The organism is Bacillus sp. WC2503 (assembly GCF_052682895.1).
In genome coordinates this window covers 470,431-488,514 of sequence record NZ_JBQYMD010000001.1, presented here as the reverse complement: position 1 = coordinate 488,514, position 18,084 = coordinate 470,431, and the positions used below count along the sequence as shown (strand labels likewise).

General features: G+C 36.6%; 19 protein-coding genes and 1 other annotated feature. Of the genes, 6 read left to right on the top strand and 13 right to left on the bottom strand.

Features of this window, described 5'->3' with window-relative positions; all coding sequences use genetic code 11:
- Positions 1-6: 6 nt before the first annotated feature.
- From opp3C to ACUN26_RS02625, 3 genes are all read right to left on the bottom strand, one after another.
- Positions 7-1,023 (bottom strand): oligopeptide ABC transporter permease, encoded by a 1,017-nt coding sequence (opp3C, locus tag ACUN26_RS02635; RefSeq protein ID WP_000974107.1) that lies wholly within the window; start codon positions 1,021-1,023, stop codon positions 7-9.
- The gene (gene opp3b, locus ACUN26_RS02630; RefSeq protein WP_000534168.1) at positions 1,020-1,949 is read right to left on the bottom strand and encodes an oligopeptide ABC transporter permease; all 930 of its coding nucleotides are present in this window, start codon (positions 1,947-1,949) and stop codon (positions 1,020-1,022) included. The genes opp3C and opp3b overlap by 4 nt, the downstream gene beginning before the upstream one ends.
- A gap of 128 nt (positions 1,950-2,077) precedes the next feature.
- On the bottom strand, positions 2,078-3,733 hold the full coding sequence (locus ACUN26_RS02625) for a peptide ABC transporter substrate-binding protein (protein ID WP_000727208.1): 1,656 nt from the start codon (positions 3,731-3,733) through the stop codon (positions 2,078-2,080).
- Positions 3,734-4,052: 319 nt separating this feature from the next.
- Here ACUN26_RS02625 and ACUN26_RS02620 point away from each other — a divergent pair, with 319 nt between their 5' ends.
- On the top strand, positions 4,053-4,433 hold the full coding sequence (locus ACUN26_RS02620; RefSeq protein ID WP_001045000.1) for a DUF3899 domain-containing protein: 381 nt from the start codon (positions 4,053-4,055) through the stop codon (positions 4,431-4,433).
- Between the two features lie 105 nt (positions 4,434-4,538).
- Positions 4,539-4,755, top strand: a binding site (T-box leader).
- A gap of 75 nt (positions 4,756-4,830) precedes the next feature.
- Positions 4,831-5,820, top strand: a complete 990-nt coding sequence (gene trpS / locus ACUN26_RS02615; RefSeq protein ID WP_000110979.1) for a tryptophan--tRNA ligase — start codon at positions 4,831-4,833, stop codon at positions 5,818-5,820.
- A gap of 142 nt (positions 5,821-5,962) precedes the next feature.
- On the opposite strand, the gene ACUN26_RS02610 is transcribed toward trpS, so the two are convergent.
- The 7 genes from ACUN26_RS02610 to ACUN26_RS02580 all read right to left on the bottom strand — a co-directional run bounded on the left by ACUN26_RS02610 (position 5,963) and on the right by ACUN26_RS02580 (position 12,062).
- Positions 5,963-6,709: a YjbA family protein gene (locus ACUN26_RS02610; protein ID WP_000966122.1), complete on the bottom strand. Its 747-nt coding sequence runs from the start codon at positions 6,707-6,709 to the stop codon at positions 5,963-5,965.
- A gap of 142 nt (positions 6,710-6,851) precedes the next feature.
- Entirely contained in the window at positions 6,852-7,643 is a 792-nt protein-coding gene (locus ACUN26_RS02605) for a DUF2268 domain-containing protein (RefSeq protein ID WP_000539318.1), read from the bottom strand.
- Between the two features lie 106 nt (positions 7,644-7,749).
- Positions 7,750-8,988, bottom strand: coding sequence for a beta-ketoacyl-ACP synthase II (gene fabF / locus ACUN26_RS02600; RefSeq protein ID WP_000412641.1), 1,239 nt, complete (start codon positions 8,986-8,988; stop codon positions 7,750-7,752).
- A 30-nt stretch (positions 8,989-9,018) separates the two neighbouring features.
- Complete coding sequence (gene fabH / locus ACUN26_RS02595; protein WP_001100553.1) at positions 9,019-9,951, bottom strand: beta-ketoacyl-ACP synthase III; 933 nt, start codon at positions 9,949-9,951, stop codon at positions 9,019-9,021.
- Between the two features lie 233 nt (positions 9,952-10,184).
- Entirely contained in the window at positions 10,185-10,361 is a 177-nt protein-coding gene (locus tag ACUN26_RS02590) for a ComZ family protein (RefSeq protein WP_001003338.1), read from the bottom strand.
- Between the two features lie 64 nt (positions 10,362-10,425).
- Positions 10,426-11,298 (bottom strand): NAD-dependent epimerase/dehydratase family protein, encoded by an 873-nt coding sequence (locus tag ACUN26_RS02585; protein WP_000486174.1) that lies wholly within the window; start codon positions 11,296-11,298, stop codon positions 10,426-10,428.
- 29 nt (positions 11,299-11,327) lie between these two features.
- Positions 11,328-12,062, bottom strand: coding sequence for a hypothetical protein (locus tag ACUN26_RS02580; protein ID WP_000028709.1), 735 nt, complete (start codon positions 12,060-12,062; stop codon positions 11,328-11,330).
- Positions 12,063-12,218: 156 nt separating this feature from the next.
- Between ACUN26_RS02580 and ACUN26_RS02575 the strand changes: the two genes are divergently transcribed.
- Positions 12,219-12,401, top strand: coding sequence for a YjzD family protein (locus tag ACUN26_RS02575; protein WP_001211112.1), 183 nt, complete (start codon positions 12,219-12,221; stop codon positions 12,399-12,401).
- A 36-nt stretch (positions 12,402-12,437) separates the two neighbouring features.
- Here the strand turns inward: ACUN26_RS02575 and clpB are convergent, their stop codons facing one another.
- Positions 12,438-15,038, bottom strand: coding sequence for an ATP-dependent chaperone ClpB (gene clpB, locus ACUN26_RS02570; protein WP_000365396.1), 2,601 nt, complete (start codon positions 15,036-15,038; stop codon positions 12,438-12,440).
- Between the two features lie 210 nt (positions 15,039-15,248).
- On the bottom strand, positions 15,249-15,428 hold the full coding sequence (locus ACUN26_RS02565) for a YjzC family protein (protein WP_002093816.1): 180 nt from the start codon (positions 15,426-15,428) through the stop codon (positions 15,249-15,251).
- Between the two features lie 492 nt (positions 15,429-15,920).
- On the opposite strand from ACUN26_RS02565, the gene ACUN26_RS02560 reads away from it, so the two are divergent.
- The 3 genes from ACUN26_RS02560 to ACUN26_RS02550 all read left to right on the top strand — a co-directional run bounded on the left by ACUN26_RS02560 (position 15,921) and on the right by ACUN26_RS02550 (position 17,173).
- Positions 15,921-16,730, top strand: coding sequence for a Cof-type HAD-IIB family hydrolase (locus ACUN26_RS02560; protein ID WP_000043172.1), 810 nt, complete (start codon positions 15,921-15,923; stop codon positions 16,728-16,730).
- 104 nt (positions 16,731-16,834) lie between these two features.
- Positions 16,835-16,975 carry a hypothetical protein gene (locus ACUN26_RS02555; protein WP_000516816.1) on the top strand — a complete coding sequence of 47 codons (141 nt, stop codon included), beginning with the start codon at positions 16,835-16,837 and terminating at the stop codon, positions 16,973-16,975.
- The gene (locus ACUN26_RS02550; protein ID WP_000527396.1) at positions 16,976-17,173 is read left to right on the top strand and encodes a DUF3813 domain-containing protein; all 198 of its coding nucleotides are present in this window, start codon (positions 16,976-16,978) and stop codon (positions 17,171-17,173) included.
- Positions 17,174-17,198: 25 nt separating this feature from the next.
- Here the strand turns inward: ACUN26_RS02550 and ACUN26_RS02545 are convergent, their stop codons facing one another.
- Complete coding sequence (locus ACUN26_RS02545) at positions 17,199-18,056, bottom strand: YitT family protein (protein ID WP_000364440.1); 858 nt, start codon at positions 18,054-18,056, stop codon at positions 17,199-17,201.
- Between the last annotated feature and the right edge of the window lie 28 nt (positions 18,057-18,084).

Below are 18,084 nucleotides of genomic sequence, written 5' to 3'. Positions count from 1 at the left end.
CCTCGTTTACTTACGCATTTTTGGATCTAACGCATCGCGTAATCCATCTGCCATTAAGTTGAATGCTAGAATTAACATACTGATGACAACCGCAGGGATGAACATCATGTGTGGATACGTTTGAATAGATTTATAACCATCATTTACAAGAGAACCAAGTGACGCGAATGGTGGCTGAATTCCTAAACCAATGAAACTTAAGAACGCTTCACCAAACACCGCTGATGGAATTGTAAACATTGTCATTACGATAATAGGTCCCATTACGTTTGGAATTAAGTGTTTTACAATTAATTGCGTGTTCGTTGCACCTAATGTACGAGATGCTAATACATATTCTTGGTTTTTTAACTTTAAGATTTGTCCACGAACAATCCGCGACATCCCTATCCAACCTGTAATCGCCATCGCGAGTGTAATCGACCAAATACCAGATCCCATAATGATTACCATTAAAATAACGATGATTAAGTATGGAATACCGTTAATAATCTCCATAATACGTTGCATAATATTATCTACTCTACCGCCGTAGAATGCTGAAATACCTCCGTATGCAACCCCAATTACTAAGTCAATTGCTGCTGCTAAAAGAGCGATATATAATGATACGCGTGTACCTTCCCATGTTCTTGTCCATAAGTCACGGCCAAGATCATCTGTACCAAACCAGAAGTACTCTTTAATATCACGTTTTTCATATTGGTCAACACCATATTGATCTGTACCGTCAAATGGTAACCAATGAACATTTTCAATAACTGGAATTTTTGGTGGTAATTTCGCACGACCTAAATCTTGCTCTTTATACGAGTGTTTACTTACCATCGGTCCAAAAATCGCCAATAGCGCAATGATTACTAATAATACAAGGCCAAGCATCGCACCTTTATGTTGGAACAAACGTCTTCTTACATCTTGCCAAAACGTTAAGCTTGGACGGGCAATGACTTCATTATCAACATTATTTTGATTGGCTTGTTGAAATAAATCTGGAGATAATTTTTGTACATCTTTCATCATTTTTTCCCTCCCGCTAAACGAATACGAGGATCAATAATTCCGTATAAAATATCGACAATGAAAATAACTAAAATGAAGATTGCACTATAGAAAATCGTAGTTCCCATAATAACTGTATAGTCATTTAAAGTAATCGATTTAACGAATTGTTCCCCAAGTCCTGGTACAGCATAAATTTGCTCGATAACAAGTGTTCCTGTAATTAATGCCGCAACCATTGGTCCTAAAATTGTTACAACTGGAATTAACGCGTTACGAAGTGCGTGTTTTACAATGATAACGCCTTGACTAATTCCTTTTGCTTTCGCTGTTAAAATATAGTCTGACTGCATAACTTCAATTAATTCTGCACGAGAGAAACGTGCGATTGTTGCGATAACTCCCATCGATAATGCAATTGTAGGCATTACAGTAAACTCTGGTCCTTTCCAGAATGCTACCGGGAACCAACCAAGTTTTACCCCTACGAAATATTGTAGTAATGCGGCGAATACGAATGATGGTACCGACATTCCGAGTACCGAAATAACTGTTGCACTATAATCCACCCACGTATTATTACGAAGTGCGGCAACAATACCTAAAATTAAACCGATAAATGTCCCTAATATAATCGCTTGTAAACCTAATTGGGCTGATGGTCCAATACGATCCACAATCATGTCTGTTACTGGGCGGTTATCATATTGGAATGATACCCCTAAATCACCTTTTGCTAAGTTACCTAAGTAACGTGCGTATTGAACTGGTACCGGATCATTTAATCCGTATTTTTCAAGAATGATTTCTTTTTGTGCCGGTGATAGCTTCTCCTGGTTTTTAAGCGGAGAACCCGGAAGTAATTTCATCAAAAAGAAAGTCAGTGTAGTAATTAAAAATAATGTCAAAGCCATGTACACGAAACGTTTTAATACATAACGTCCCATAGTCAAGCACCTCCCCGTTTTTCTCAAAAGCAATAAGATAGTTTAAAATATTCTTACTTTTATTTTTTTAAAATAAGAGCATATGCCCATCATAGGCATATACCCTTGTAAACGATGGAAAAAAAAGATTATTTTTGTTCAACAGATGCCCATTTGTAAGTTAATTTACCACCATAGTTAATTGGGATAATATCTTTTACGGCACCTTTTACTACATACGCTGAACCTTTTTGGAAGATTGGAGTGATAACTGCATCCTCTTTAATTAACATCTTCTCTACTTCTAGAAGGTTGTTCCAGCGAGCTTGTAAATCTTTTGTATCTGTTTTAGCTTTTAGGATTAACTCATCATACTTCTGATTAGAATACCCTGTTTTATTTTGAGAACCATTCGTAACAAACATATCTAAATATGAGATTGGATCTGGAAAATCTGGTCCCCAAATACCAAACGCAATATCATATTGCTGAGAATCTTCTAATTTATTTTTTTGTGCGAATGGTTGCTGTTTAATTTTAATTGATAAACCTGGTAAGTTCTTTTCTATCTCACCTTTTAAGAATTCACCAACTTTTTTAGCATCTTCATTATCAAAGTTTAAGAATTCTAGTTCGATTTTATCAGTTCCAAGCTCTTTCTTCGCTGTTTCCCAAAGCTTTTTCGCTTCTTTTGGATTTGTTTCAACTAGCTTTCCATTTTCAGCTCGGAAATCTTTTTTATTCGGACCTTCAGCGAAATCTTTTCCAACAAATCCGTAAGCTCCAATTGCACCGTTATTTAAAATAACTTTCGCAATGTTATCACGGTCAAAGGACATTGAAATTGCTTTTCTTAAGTTTTTATTACTTAAGTACTGATTACTTTGATTAAATCTTAAGTAAGCAACCCCTGCTTCTTTTCTTGTTTGGAACTCTGGGCTTTGTCTAAACTTATCAACAAATTCAGACGTTAAAGCCGCACGATCAATCGCTTTTGTCTCATATAAATTTACATCAGTTGCTGTATTTTTTACAATATTAAAGTTGATTTCTTCGATTTTAACCGTTTTATTATCCCAATATGAAGGATTCTTCTTGAATTGGAAACTTTGTTCATGTTTCCAATCACTCATAACGAATGGACCGTTATATAATGTTGTATTTGCCTCTAAACCAAACTTATCACCTTGTGCTTTTACAAAGTTTTCATTTAGCGGGTAAAATACTGGATAAACTGTTAAATCGATAAAGTAAGGAACGGGATTGTCTAATTCCACTTCTAATGTATAATCATCAATCGCTTTTACACCTAATTGGTCAGCAGGTAATTCTTTTTTATGAATTTTCTCTGCATTTTTAATATCGAACATAATGTACGAATACGTTGCTTTTGTATCTGGATTTACGGCTCTTTTCCATGAATACACAAAGTCTTTAGCTGTTACAGGTTCCCCATTTGACCATTTCGCATCTTTTCTTAATTTAAATATGTATTTCTTCCCATCATCTAGCTTTTCGACATCTTCTGCAACGCCAGGCATTCTCTTTTGATCTTTGCCAATACGATATAAACCTTCCATCGTATTATTTAATGCTGTAGAAGATGAAGAGTCAGATGCTAATGATGCATCCATTGACGGAATTTCAGATAACTCTGTTAAATTAAGAATCTGTTTTCCGTTACTACTACTCGTAGCGTTCTCTTTCCCTTTTGCTTTTGCGTCATCTTTTTGGTAGCTACACGCGCCAAGCAACATACTTGCAGTTAAAGTTGATGCAAGTAATAACGGTATCTTTTTCTTCATGTTGTGTTGCCTCCCCTAATTGCACTTCCTGTACCCTCACTTGTTAAAAAGTAGAATTGAAAGAATAATCTCCAAGTTTCTACAATTTTCATTATACATATAATACGACGATTGTGAATATAGTTTTTTGTTTTTTTGTTAAAATTTTTAATAAAATGTTTATATTTTTAATTTTTCGTAAAGAGATACGTTAACATTGCTACCATCATCTTAAAATCAGACCTTTAATTGCGTATAATTTTCAAAAAATTATTTCTAGTACTTATTATAGCTTTTATAGTATAATAATTCTAGTAATATTTTGACGGAGGGGAATATTTTGAATAAAGTTTTTTTTCATACTTGTATACTAATTTTTATAGCGATGATTGCTTCTAGTATTGGTGCATTCCTCATTTCATCTCAATTTTTGTTGAACTTTGTCAACATCTCGTTTTATATCGCGCTATTTTTTATTCTGATAGGTGGTTTTTTATTCATATTTCAAAATGGATTTTTCAATGTAACTCTTTACGCTTTCCAGAGAGTATTTGGCACGAACAAAAAAATAGACTCGTTAATTGAAGAATCCGAGGAACCGGTGAATAAGAAAGAACGTATTTATAAAACATATTCATTCAAATGGACATATCCTATTTGTATTACAGGTATCATACTCGGAGCGTTCTCGACTCTCATTAGCTTTACTATTTTGATGTAGTTTGCAAACACTATCCCATATGATATAATTATCAGCAAAACATTTTGTTATAAAACTTTAGTTCTTTCATATTAAAAGAGCTCAGTTAACAATAAATAAATTTATATGTATGCGATGATAAAGAAGAGTACATATTGAAACAATTTCAGAGAGCTTGTGGCTGGTGTGAACAAGTAATTGTACAATGTGGAATGGGCTTTTGAGCACCAAACCGAACCGAAAGTAGTAGGCCTTGGCGTTATATCCAGACGTTACTATGGATTAGAGAGATTTCACAGTAGTGAAATAATTAGGGTGGTACCGCGGTCCATTCGTCCCTATAGTTTTTTGGGATGAATGGGCTTTTTTGTTTGCCTTCTCTTCCCTATCACGCATTCAAATTTAGGAGGAAATAATTATGTCAGTTATCTTTTCTGGTATTCAGCCAAGCGGAACGATTACACTTGGAAACTATTTAGGGGCTATGAAGCAATTTACAGAGCTTCAAAACGAACACGATTGCTATTTCTGTATTGTAAACCAACATGCCATTACAGTACCTCAAGATCCTATACAACTTCGCAAAAACATTCGTAGTCTTGCTGCACTTTATGTAGCATGCGGCATCGATCCTGAAAAAGCTACTTTATTTGTACAATCAGAAGTACCTGCACACGCTCAACTAGGATGGATCATGCAATCTGTTGCTTACGTTGGAGAATTAGAGCGTATGACACAATATAAAGATAAAGCTTCAGGTAGAGATTCAGTTCCAGCTGGATTACTTACGTATCCACCATTAATGGCTGCTGATATTTTACTTTATAACACAGAAATCGTACCTGTTGGTGATGACCAAAAACAACATATGGAATTAACACGTGATCTAGCAGAGCGTTTCAACAAACGCTTCCGTGAAGTGTTCATAGTTCCTGAAATTCGTATTCCAAAAGTAGGAGCTCGCGTTATGTCATTAACAGAACCTACGAAAAAAATGAGTAAATCTGATCCGAATCCAAAATCAATGATCAGTATGCTTGATGAACCAAAAACAATTGAAAAGAAAATTAAAAGTGCTGTAACAGATTCAGAAGGTATCGTGAAATTCGATAAAGAAAATAAACCTGGAATCTCTAACCTATTAACAATTTACTCTTCATTCTCAGGAAAAACAGTTGAAGAAATAGAAGCAATGTACGAAGGAAAAGGATACGGCGACTTCAAAGGCGACCTAGCACAAGTAGTCGTAGAAGCAATTCGCCCAATCCAAGACAAATATAACGAACTAATCAGCTCCCCAGAACTAGACGAAATTCTAGACAAAGGTGCCGAAAAAGCAAACCGCGTTGCATTCAAACAACTACGCAAAGTAGAAAACGCAATGGGACTAAGCAGAAAACGTAGGTAACTTATAAAGTGGAAGCGGCTCGTTTAGAATGTGAGGGGGATGGAGCTCCTGACGTAGAGGCGCTTTTTGCCTCGCAGGAAGGCACATTCTTGCCGCTGAAGCTAGATTTCACCAAATTAAAAAACCGCCAATTGGCGGTTTTTTAATTTACCTTTTGCTCATTTTCCATTTCCCATAACTTTTCAAAAAACGGCTGTCCTTTTACAAGGCGCTCGCATAATTGTTCGTGCTTCTCAGACCAGCCTGATTTCGCTTCATCATATAGTCTTGCCCAAATATCTTCAAATTCCATATGTTGGACCGTTCCATATGCTGACGGATCCCATTCTGTGTACCAATAGCGAATTTCCGCTGTGTTTTTCGTTGTATGTAATTGATCTAACGCCATAAATAATAATTGTTTTAGCTGTCTCTCTTTACGAGTTAAGCCATTCATAATGAAAGGCGATGGTGATAAAATATGATGTTCCTTTTCTGTTTCCTCTACTTGGAACTCATACTTTTCTGCTTGTACGTTTTCCACCATCTCATATACCATCTGCTCTTGGCGAGGTATAAGTCTACTTTTTCTAATTGGTACATTGTAACCAATTGTATCAATCGCAATAATTCCTTTTCCATCTGTAACAACAAAGCAATACTCTTGCTGCAAACGTTCATGATTTTTACGAATATAAGCCTTATGATGTACGTCTTCCAACAACTTTTGCGGAAGCTCTAACAATTCGTTCTCGATGTAATGATATAATGTGGCATCTACTTTTAATAATGGCACTTGATCTAATAGTTCAATCGTATCATCTTTCCGCCATTCGTAAAAATGACAAACGTTATACCCATTTTCTTCACCTTCAAACCAATTTACCCATACATCATGTAGATATAACATTCTCTATCCCTCACTTCACTACTGTTTGTACCAATCATTATGTTCATTTTCGCTTAACTTTATTCCACTTAAGGAAATATATTCTAATTATTATTTTTCCTTCTATAATATCTAAAAAAACAGGAGATAGACCTCCTGTTTTTCATGGAATACGAAATGTATTTGCTTTACTCAATATTTCTTTCGCATCTATAGGTAATAAAGACAGTGTATCTTCCCCTTCAAACGCTACACAATCTTTTACAATGTGAAATCCAAGCGCATAACCAAGCATTTTCGGATAAGAATGAAGTCCGTTTAATAATACGTCATGCTCCCTCGTTCCTCGTTTTATACTTATTCTTTCTTGAACAACGTTTTGCCAATAATAAATCGCCTCTTCTTTTGAAAGATATTTCGTCCACGGTGCATTATTTTTTTCTGTATATCTTTCCGTTACTGCTTGCTCAGCTAACCCTTCCATAATCATCGTATCAAGTAACGTATACTCTGTTTCTTTCGTCTCAATTTGATGTAACCTGCATATGTGGTGATATTCATGTGCCAATAACACTTTTAATTCTTCCACCGAATTCCGTCCACATACGAATAAGAAAATAACGTGACGCATAGATAATCCAGCTTTTCCGTTATACTCTTCTTGTACAGTTCGATTATACGAATCTGATAATAAAATAAAGATAGGGACATCCGGACCTTTTAACCAATTTTTCAATTTATCATACTCCATACGTAACTCTTTCCAAATTTCTTTTTTCTCTAATTCTTTAATTTCACGTTCTCCTCGCATTACTGGGCGATACATACCTTTAGAAATTAAAAAACGATACAACCTTTCTTTTGGTAGTGGAATATACTTCGTAAATTTCTCACAAAGCTTTTCTGGCCGTCCATAATATAGATGTAACCACTCGGCTGTTTCAACAACCCCCATCTTTATCCCCCCTTTTTCTTATGTATATGCAAAAGAAGAAAAAGGCGTAAAAATAAATAAGGTGTTTTTTCGTAGTTTATTACGAAAAAACACCTTATTTCATCTATTATTTATACGATTTAAATACTAATACTGCGTTATGACCACCGAACCCTAGTGAGTTACTTAATACAGCTTTTACTTCTTGCTGTCTCGCTTTATTCGGTACGTAATCTAAGTCACATTCTGGATCTGGTGTTTCATAGTTAATTGTTGGAGGAATTACTCCGTCCGTAATTGATTTAATAGAGAAGATCGCTTCAACAGCACCAGCTGCACCTAGTAAGTGACCTGTCATAGATTTCGTTGAGCTAATGGCTACTTTATATGCATGCTCACCGAAAGTTTCTTTAATTGCCATCGTTTCGTATTTTTCATTTGCATCTGTACTTGTACCATGTGCATTAATGTAATCGATATCTTCTGGCTCTAGACCTGCATCCGCTAAAGCTTGACGCATTGCACGCACTCCGCCTTCACCGCCAGGAGCAGGCATTGTAATATGGAATGCATCTCCAGTTGCGCCATAACCAGCGATTTCCGCATAAATGTGAGCACCACGTGCTAATGCATGCTCTAATTCTTCAAGAATTAGAATCCCTGAACCTTCACCCATTACAAAACCGCTACGATTTTTATCAAATGGGCGGCAAGCAGTTGCTGGATCTTCATTAAATGTTAATGCTTTCGCTGAACTAAATCCTGCGAATGCCATACTTGTTAACGGTGCTTCTGCTCCACCTGTAATCATTGCATCCGCATCACCGCGCTGAATTGCTTTAAATGCATCACCAATTGAGTTTGCACCAGATGCACAAGCCGTTACAGAACAAGTGTTAATTCCTTTCGCTCCAGTCGCAATAGATACTTGACCTGCTGCCATGTCTGGAATCATCATCGGTACGAAGAATGGACTCACGCGGCGTGGACCTTTCTCAGTAAAAATCTTAAATTGTTCTTCGTATGTTTCCATACCACCAATACCAGAACCAATCCATACACCAATTCGAGGTCCGTTTTCTTCTGTAATTTCAAGCTTTGCATCCGCAACTGCCATTTTCGCTGCTGCTACTGCATATTGTGTAAAGCGATCCATACGGCGCGCTTCTTTTTTATCAATATATTTCTCGACTTCAAAGTCGTTAATTTCTGCTGCTACTTTTGCTGGAAATAGTTCCGGATCAATTCTTGTAAGTCGCCCGATTCCAGATACACCCTTTTTTATGTTTTCCCAAGCTGTTTCAACATCTGTTCCGATCGGTGTAACAGCTCCTAGTCCTGTAATTACGACCCTCTTTTTTTCCATACAAAATACACTCCTTTTTTCTCTCAATCCTTATTTACCCCAACGAAGAGCTACTGCTCCCCATGTTAATCCACCGCCGAAACCAACAAGTATAATTAAATCACCGTCTTGAATACGTCCATTTTGCAATTCCTCTACCATTGCAATTGGAATGGAAGAAGCTGATGTATTACCGAACTTTTCAATTGTCATACTCATTTTTTCTTGTGGTAAATTTAATCTCTCTCTCGCAGATTCCATAATACGAATATTCGCTTGATGTGGTACTAAGAAATCCACATCCTCTTTCGTAAGACCAGCTTTATCTAACACACGAAGACAAGAATCTCCAAGTTGACGAACAGCAAATTTAAAGACTTCTCTGCCATTCATCATAACATACTCGTCTTGATAAAGATGCTTGCCGCCACTTCCGTCTGCTCCTAATTCGAAAGATAAAACGCCTCTTCCTTCTGAAACAGCTCCCATTACGATAGCGCCAGCTCCGTCTCCAAATAGTACTGCTGTGTTTCGATCATTCCAGTCTACAATTTTAGATAGTTTATCACTACCAACTACTAATACATTTTTATAAGTTCCAGTTTGAATAAATTGCTGTGCTGTAATCATTCCGTACATAAAACCAGCACACGCTGCACTTAAATCCATTGCCGCTGCGTGTTTCGCTCCAATTGCCTCTTGAATCACACAAGCTACTGCTGGAAAAGCACGATCTGGCGTTACTGTTGCCACTAAAATAAGATCGATATCCTCTCCGCTAATCCCTGCATCTTCAAGTGCTTTTTTAGAAGCCTCTACGGCCATATATGAAGTATCTATTGTCTCATCGGCAATGCGTCTTTCTGCAATTCCCGTTCTCGTACGAATCCATTCATCGGATGTATCCATTACTTTCTCTAAATCGTGATTTGTGACTACTTTTTCTGGCACATATCTTCCGATCCCTAAAATGCCCACGTTCACATCGCAGCCCTCCGTTTTATATCAATTATTATGACTTGGTACTAATTTTAAAACATAAATTTACTTTTGTCTAGAATATATTTCAGCTAAAACAGAAAGCTAGCGTTTTATTCTCTTTATTTTTCAGTAAAAACAACGAAAACATACCCTCCCCTTACTTCGCTCGAAATATAAAAAGACCCGAACCGCTTCTACTCACGGTTCGAGCCTCTCTCCCCTCAAAAAGAAGGGTTTTATTCTTTGTCTGCTTTCCCAAGCTCATATGCTTCATTCATAACTTTCATTAATAACTCTAACACTGGTTGTGCCTTCTCCATATCAAGCTCAATTCCATTCGAATCTAAAATTGCCTTTGCCTCTGGTAAATGCTTCATTGCGATTTGTAAAAATTGCATGCTTTTTTCGTTCATATTATACTCTTCCTCTCCATTAAAACTTTCAATTCATAATCCATACAATAGTGTAACACGTGCACTATCCTTCGTATAACTCTTTATATTTTTTCATATGTGCCAATTGTTTATTTAAACCGTATTCTAACGGGGTATTTCTTTTTATCGGAATATCCTCGGCCGCTTCATCTCTTTCTTCCTTATTATTTTTATTCACTTTATCATCTGCACGTAAAAGATTCATCCCTTTTTCCCATAACGACCGTTTACCACTAAGTAAATTGTATATACCGAGATGCTCTCCGTTCGTTCCATTTCCCCATAAGTATTCGCATACATCTTCAATGTAAAGTAAATCGCTTCCTTTTTCCTCACTCGTACAACGGCACTCTTTCTCATCCAGTTCTGATAAAATGAGCTGATGATACATCATAAAGGATGGTTGCCACGGACCATATAATGTAGGAACTCGAAATACACTATATTGTAATTCCCCTTTTTTTAACCCTTCTTCTACTTTCGAAAATAGGCGTTTATTTTCGGATTCCCCTGTGCATCCTACCTCAATAGAAGAAATTAGATTTAGCTTTACTTTATTTTCTTCACACATTTTTATAATCCGCTTTAAATATTGTAATATGACTCTTTCATTCCGAAAGCCACTTTGCTGGTTTGGTTCACACAAACAAAAGTAAACTGCATCGAAATTCTCTTCCTCTACTGATCTCCATCCATCTTCATCTCTTATTGGATAGTACGTAAATAAAGCGTTTCGCCCAATTAACAATAACTTCTCTTCATTAATTTTTGTCATACTATCATATTCATCAAAATCAAGACCATACACTTCTACTTCTTCTGCAATCATTTTATTCACAAGGTGATAACCTACAAACGTAAGTGCACCTATAATCAGCACGCGTTCCATACCACCAACCCTTTCCCCTTGAAACAAATAGCTCCTCATTTATGTATATGGGAGCCTCACAATTCTTCTTCATATTTTTTAAAGAAATCCGTTGTTTGTCTAACCATTTTATATTTCACATCTTGGAGATGGAATAAGACAGAAGTATCACATTGATTGAATTGCCTCATTTTCTCGTATTTACGTAACAACTGTTTTCTTCCTCTTTTTTCTTGTGTTGATACGAAAATTTTAACAGGTACACAAGACGGAAGAAGCGTAAATGATTTCTTATTTATTTTTGATTCTAATTCTTCTTCTTTGGAATCGTACGCCAAACTTAATTCCTTCACTAATCTTTTGTAAAAAAACTTATGCTCTTTTTCGAACTCCACATATTCTGGCAAATCTAAACACGGATTTAACATAATGACAGAACGTATACTTTCAGGGTATTTGTTCATCATTTCAAGCGCTACAAGCGCACCCATACCATCTGCCATAATGTGCATTTTCGTATTTAATGTCTCTTTTCTCAAAACAACATCATATAAACGTTTCGCTAGACGAACAGATTGGTCATTCCCCCAGTGTCTTCCATATAAATTAGAAGAAAAGACCGTGTAGCCTTCCTCAATAAGGCCATGTAAAAAATAAGATCTTCCCGCATGCTGTGTCCATAAACTTGTACCATTCTCAATAAAGTAGTTGTAATCACCGAGGAGCATAACTGAAAACCCATTTGGCTTCTCCGGTAAATAAATGACACATGGTTCTTTTTCTAAGTAAAAAAAACGTTCCGTAATACTCATTTTTCCCCCGCCTTATTTTCTAAACGTATAAAACCACTCTTTTATAATGTATGAACGTAATGCAAATTTGCGTTGAAAAATCTACAAATATTTTTCTATATTCTTTTTTCAATTGTGTTACAATAAGGACAGATTGAACGAATAGAGGTGTAAAATATGCGTTTCATTTGGGCATTAATTTGGTCGTTCGCGCTTGTACATATGATGAGCTACGTAATCGGCTCTATGACTGGCGGTACATACGATTTTAACCAAGCGTCTATTTTCTCAGTTGTTCTTGCGGTATTAGTATTAGCGATTTCAGCTGCAATTCCAAACGAGCCAGTAGAACAACACTAAAAAGAGTCCGGATTTTATCCGAACTCTTTTTTATTTTCATTTCACATGAACAACTAATTCGTTATTTTCTACATCAACAACTACGTGACTATTATCCGTAATTGTGCCTGCAATTAATTCTCTCGCTAATTTCGTTTCCACTTGACGCTGTACGTATCGTTTTAATGGACGAGCTCCGTACATCGGATCAAAGCCAGCTTCTACAACAAATTCTTTTGCAGAATCCGTTAATTCTACCGTAATATGACGGTCAGCTAAACGACCTTGTAATTCTTTTACAATTTTATCAACAATACCTTTAATTTCATTCGTTGTAAGAGGCTTGAATAAAATAATTTCATCGACACGATTTAAAAACTCTGGTCGGAAATGTCCTCTTAATTGTCCCATGACAAGTTCTCTTGATTCCTCTTTAATGGAACCATCTGCTTCTAATCCATCTAATAAATGAGCAGATCCAATATTTGAAGTCATAATAATAACCGTGTTTTTAAAGTCTACTGTACGTCCTTGCGAATCTGTAATGCGTCCATCATCTAACATTTGTAATAAAATGTTGAATACTTCTGGATGCGCTTTTTCGATTTCGTCTAACAAAATAACGGAATACGGTTTACGTCTTACTGCTTCCGTTAATTGACCGCCCTCTTCATATCCAACATATCCAGGAGGTGCACCAATTAAGCGTGACACAGCATGTTTCTCCATGTACTCAGACATGTCGATGCGAATCATTTGCTCTTCACTATCGAATAAAGACTGCGCTAACGTTTTTGCAAGTTCTGTTTTACCAACACCTGTCGGTCCTAAGAAAATGAAGGAACCAATTGGACGGTTCGGGTCTTTAATACCAGCGCGTGCACGAAGAACTGCGTCTGATACTAAACTTACCGCTTCCTCTTGTCCGATGACACGCTCTGATAAAATTTGCTCTAAGCGTAGTAATTTCTCACGTTCACCCTCAACGAGTTTTGCGACAGGAATACCAGTCCAGCGTGAAACGATATCAGCAATTTCTTCTTCACTGACTTCCTCGCGTAATAAACGATTTTCTTGTTTATTATGTGCGCTCATTTCTTCCGCTTCTTTTAATTCTTTTTCAATTGCAGGAATTTTTCCGTGACGAAGTTCAGCTGCTTTATTTAAATCGTAATTACCTTCTGCTTCTTCTAATTCACGGCGCAGACGCTCTAAATGTTCACGTAAGTCACGAACTTTGTGAATATCTTCTTTTTCTTTCTCCCATTTCGCTCTCATGCTACTTGCAACTTCTTTTAAATCCGATAATTCACGTTGCAATGTTTTCAGACGTTCTTGGCTACCAAAGTCCTTCTCTTTTCCAAGAGCGGCTTCTTCAATTTCCAGCTGCATAATACGGCGCGTTACTTCATCTAATTCTGTTGGCATAGAATCAATTTCTGTACGAATTGTTGCGCACGCTTCGTCAACAAGGTCAATTGCTTTATCCGGTAAGAAGCGATCTGAAATATATCGATCTGATAAAACAGATGCTGCTACAATCGCGCGGTCATGAATATTTACACCGTGATAAATTTCAAAACGCTCTTTTAAACCACGTAAAATGGAGATTGTATCTTCAACAGTCGGTTCCTCTGCTAATACTTGTTGGAAACGTCTTTCTAACGCTGGGTCTTTCTCAATATATTTACGATATTCATCTAATGTCGTTGCCCCGATACAATGCAGTTCACCACGAGCAAGCATCGGTTTTAACATATTCCCTGCGTCCATCGCACCTTCTGTTTTACCAGCACCGACGATTGTATGAAGTTCATCAATGAATAATAAAATACGGCCTTCACTCTTTTTAATTTCATTTAATACAGCTTGCAGGCGCTCTTCAAATTCACCACGGAATTTTGCTCCGGCTACAAGTGCACTCATATCTAATGCAAAGATTATTCTATCTTTTAACCCTTCTGGTACATCTTTTTTCACGATACGCTGTGCTAATCCTTCAACAATTGCTGTTTTACCAACACCTGGCTCACCAATTAAAACAGGGTTGTTTTTCGTTTTACGTGAAAGAATGCGAATAACGCGGCGAATTTCACTATCTCGTCCGATAACAGGATCAATTTTCCCTGCTCTCACTTCCGCCACTAAATCACGGCCATATTTTTCTAACGCTTCATAAGTTGCTTCTGGATTTTGACTAGTCACTCTTTGATTCCCCCGAACTGTCATTAAAGACTGTAATAAGTTATCTTTCGTAATATGCAATCTTGTAAATAAATGATTGATATCGCCTTTTTCTTCAGAAAAAGCAAGCAATACATGTTCTACTGAAATGTAATCATCCTGCAGTTTTTCTGCTTCTTTCCCTGCTCTTACAAGCAGTTGCTGCAGATTGCTTGTTATATACAATTTCCCAACTTCTGCTCCGCTTCCCGTTACAGAAGGTTTCTTTTTAATTACATTTTCTACATCTTGCTTCAATGCTTCTATATCAACATTCATTTTTTGAAATATACGTACTGCTAATCCATCTTGCTCCTCTAATAATGCAAGTAATAGATGAACAGTATCCACCTCTTGGTGATGATGAGATACCGCTAAAGATTGGGCACTCATAATCGCCTCTTGTGTTTTCGTTGTCATTTGATTTAAGTCCATCTTTACAGCCCTCCAAAAGTTTGACTTTCTTTGACCTTTGATTTGATTATACGCCAACTTACTTTTTTATACAATAAATTTGCCTATGTATTTTCAAACTTATTATTGGAAAAAGAAAAAGGGAGCATTCATTATGCTACTTAAAAAAGTACAGTAAATGAAATTATATTATGTAACAAAAAAAAGCCGCAATAAAGATTGCGGCTTCTGTTACGGTTTTCTTTTATATGTCCACTGACGGTTATGATTCGTGTTATCTGGAAACTTTTCACCGGCATTTAATTGTACCATTTGCGGATTTTTTACCATACTTCCCGTTTCACCAATTTCTACGTAAACGCCATCATTTGGCGCTTTTTGTCCAGAACGAAACCTGCGATTTTGTCCCATCTTCATTCTCCTTCCATGACGTCTTGCCTCATTAGTATATCCATTTTAAAAGAAAGCTTTTCTGTCATGTTTAGGAAACAAGTACTACAGTTCACCGATTTACAATATATATAATTACACAAGCTTAAGCAGGGATTACTTCCTTACTTGTAGAAAAAAAAGAAACCAACCTACCTGTAGGCTAGCTTCAAAGGAGAGTCAAACATATACGAGAAGATTACATGTTTATTATAAGCCTCCTCATACGGGCAATGTAACCCTTTTCACAATTTGTACATAATGAAAGAAACATTGTTTGAACTTTCTAAAAAAATATTGACTTTTCTTGATTTCCAACGAGAAATAGTAGACACCACCGTACTTTGCGACGTAAGATGGATATATAGTGAACTTTCCATCTATGGTGGTCTCACCCAGTCTAACCTCTTATTTCTGCATATTAAAAACGGAAATACAGATAGATACAAAAAAATTATTATAAGAGGTGAAATTATGAGTAAACAACATTTAATCGCATTAGACTTAGACGGCACTTTATTAACAGACAACAAAATAATTTCCACTCGAACGAAACAGACAATTACAAAAGCAAAGGAACAAGGGCATATCGTCGTCATTTCAACAGGACGTCCATTCCGTGCTAGTTTTGATTATTATAAAGAACTTAATCTTAATACACCGATTGTAAACTTTAATGGTGCTTACGTGCATCACCCTCTTGATTCAAATTGGGGCACACATCACTCTCCACTTGAGCTAGCAACAGCCCAAGAAATTGTCCGAGCTTGCTTTGATTTCGGCGTAAAAAATATATACGCTGAAGTGATGGATGATGTGTACGTTCGTGAAATTGATGAAGATAAAAAACACATTTTCGAATTTGGTTCTCCAAAGATTTTCACAGGAGATTTATTAAATATTTTAAACGACCATCCGACTTGTTTATTAATTGACGCACACGATGATCATTCCGTTGCAATTCGTCAACATTTAACTGATATGCACGCTGAAGTGATCGATCATAGAAAATGGGGCGCACCTTGGCCAATTATTGAAATTGTAAAAAGTGGATTAAATAAAGCGGTCGGATTGCAAAAAATTTCTAGTCATTACAACATTCCAAAAGAGCGCATTATCGCTTTCGGTGATGAAGATAATGATTTTGAAATGATTGAATTTGCTGGTCACGGTATCGCAATGGGTAATGCAATACCTAAATTAAAATCACTCGCCAATCATACGACATTAACAAATGAAGAAGATGGCATCGCTCTATATTTAGAAGAGGTTCTTGGATTGTAATCTAAAAATTCCCTGCTTATAGTTTCTCGCCAAACGCTCATACTATAATTAGACGCCGAGTTAACGCGTCAATTGTTTTCAGCTAAATAAAGGGGGTTTTTCGAATGGGTAAAAAGAACAAATCAAAACGTTTTATCCAACAAGGAGCCGATGCTGTTATGAAGCATGATGCAAGATTCCCGTACAGAGGTACATTAGCTGAGGCAGAAAAAGCGAGAAGTAACTCTTCTTTTGGAGGGGTTTAAATGGGGAACTTACTATTCCAACAAGCTAGAGATGCTGTTGCAAATGCCGTATCTTGTTCAAGCGGCGCTGAACAACAAGATCTCGTATATACAGCAAAAAACGCTTTGCAATCCGCTTACGCAAACTCTTCAACTGCTGAGAAAGTTCAGCTACGCGAGATGCAGGAGCAGTTGCAAAACATTACGAATTTGCATTAAAAAAGAGGACCAGCTTTGGTCCTCTTTAATCTTTTCGAAACAATCCGAATACCCCGACCGTTTGCAGTATATTTGTGAACGCACCTGGGTCTACTTGTTTAATAACCCTTTCTAATTCGTACAACTCGTAACGAGTAATAACCATCATTAACATTTCCTTATTTTCATTTGTGTAAGCACCTGTTGCAGGTATAGTTGTAATCCCTCTCACTAATCGTGAGTGAATCGCCTTTCGTACGTCTGCACCATTTTTCGTAACGATTAACGCTGTTATTTTCACATGGCGAGTATGGATGGCATCAATAATTCTCGTTGATACATATAAAGTTACTAACGTATATAACGCTTTCTCCCACCCATATACATAACCCGCAGCGATAATAATAATTGCATTAAAAAAGAAAAAGTATGTACCGACAGGTTTATCTTTTATCTTAGATAAAATCATCGCAATGATATCTAAACCACCTGTAGAAGCACCCCATTTTAATGCAACCCCTACCCCAATCGCTGAAATAATGCCGCCAAAAATTGCATTTAGTATAATATCGTTCGAAACCGCTCGAACTGGGATAATTTCTAAAAACAAGGTCATAAATATAACGCATAGAAAACTAAAAAACGTAAAAGCCTTCCCAACCTTTTTCCACGCTAAAATAACGACAGGAATATTAAATAAACTAAACAACACCCCTGTAGATATATGAATAGATAAAAAATCACCTAATATTTGTGATAGTAATTGAGACAATCCAGCAAAGCCACTCGCGTACACTTTCGCTGGTGTTAAAAACAAATTCATTCCAATCGCATTTAATAAACCTGCGATAATTACAACGATTAATTTCTTAATAAGTTCGGTATAATTCAACTTCAAATCCATCTCTAATCCACCTTTACCCTTCATAAAT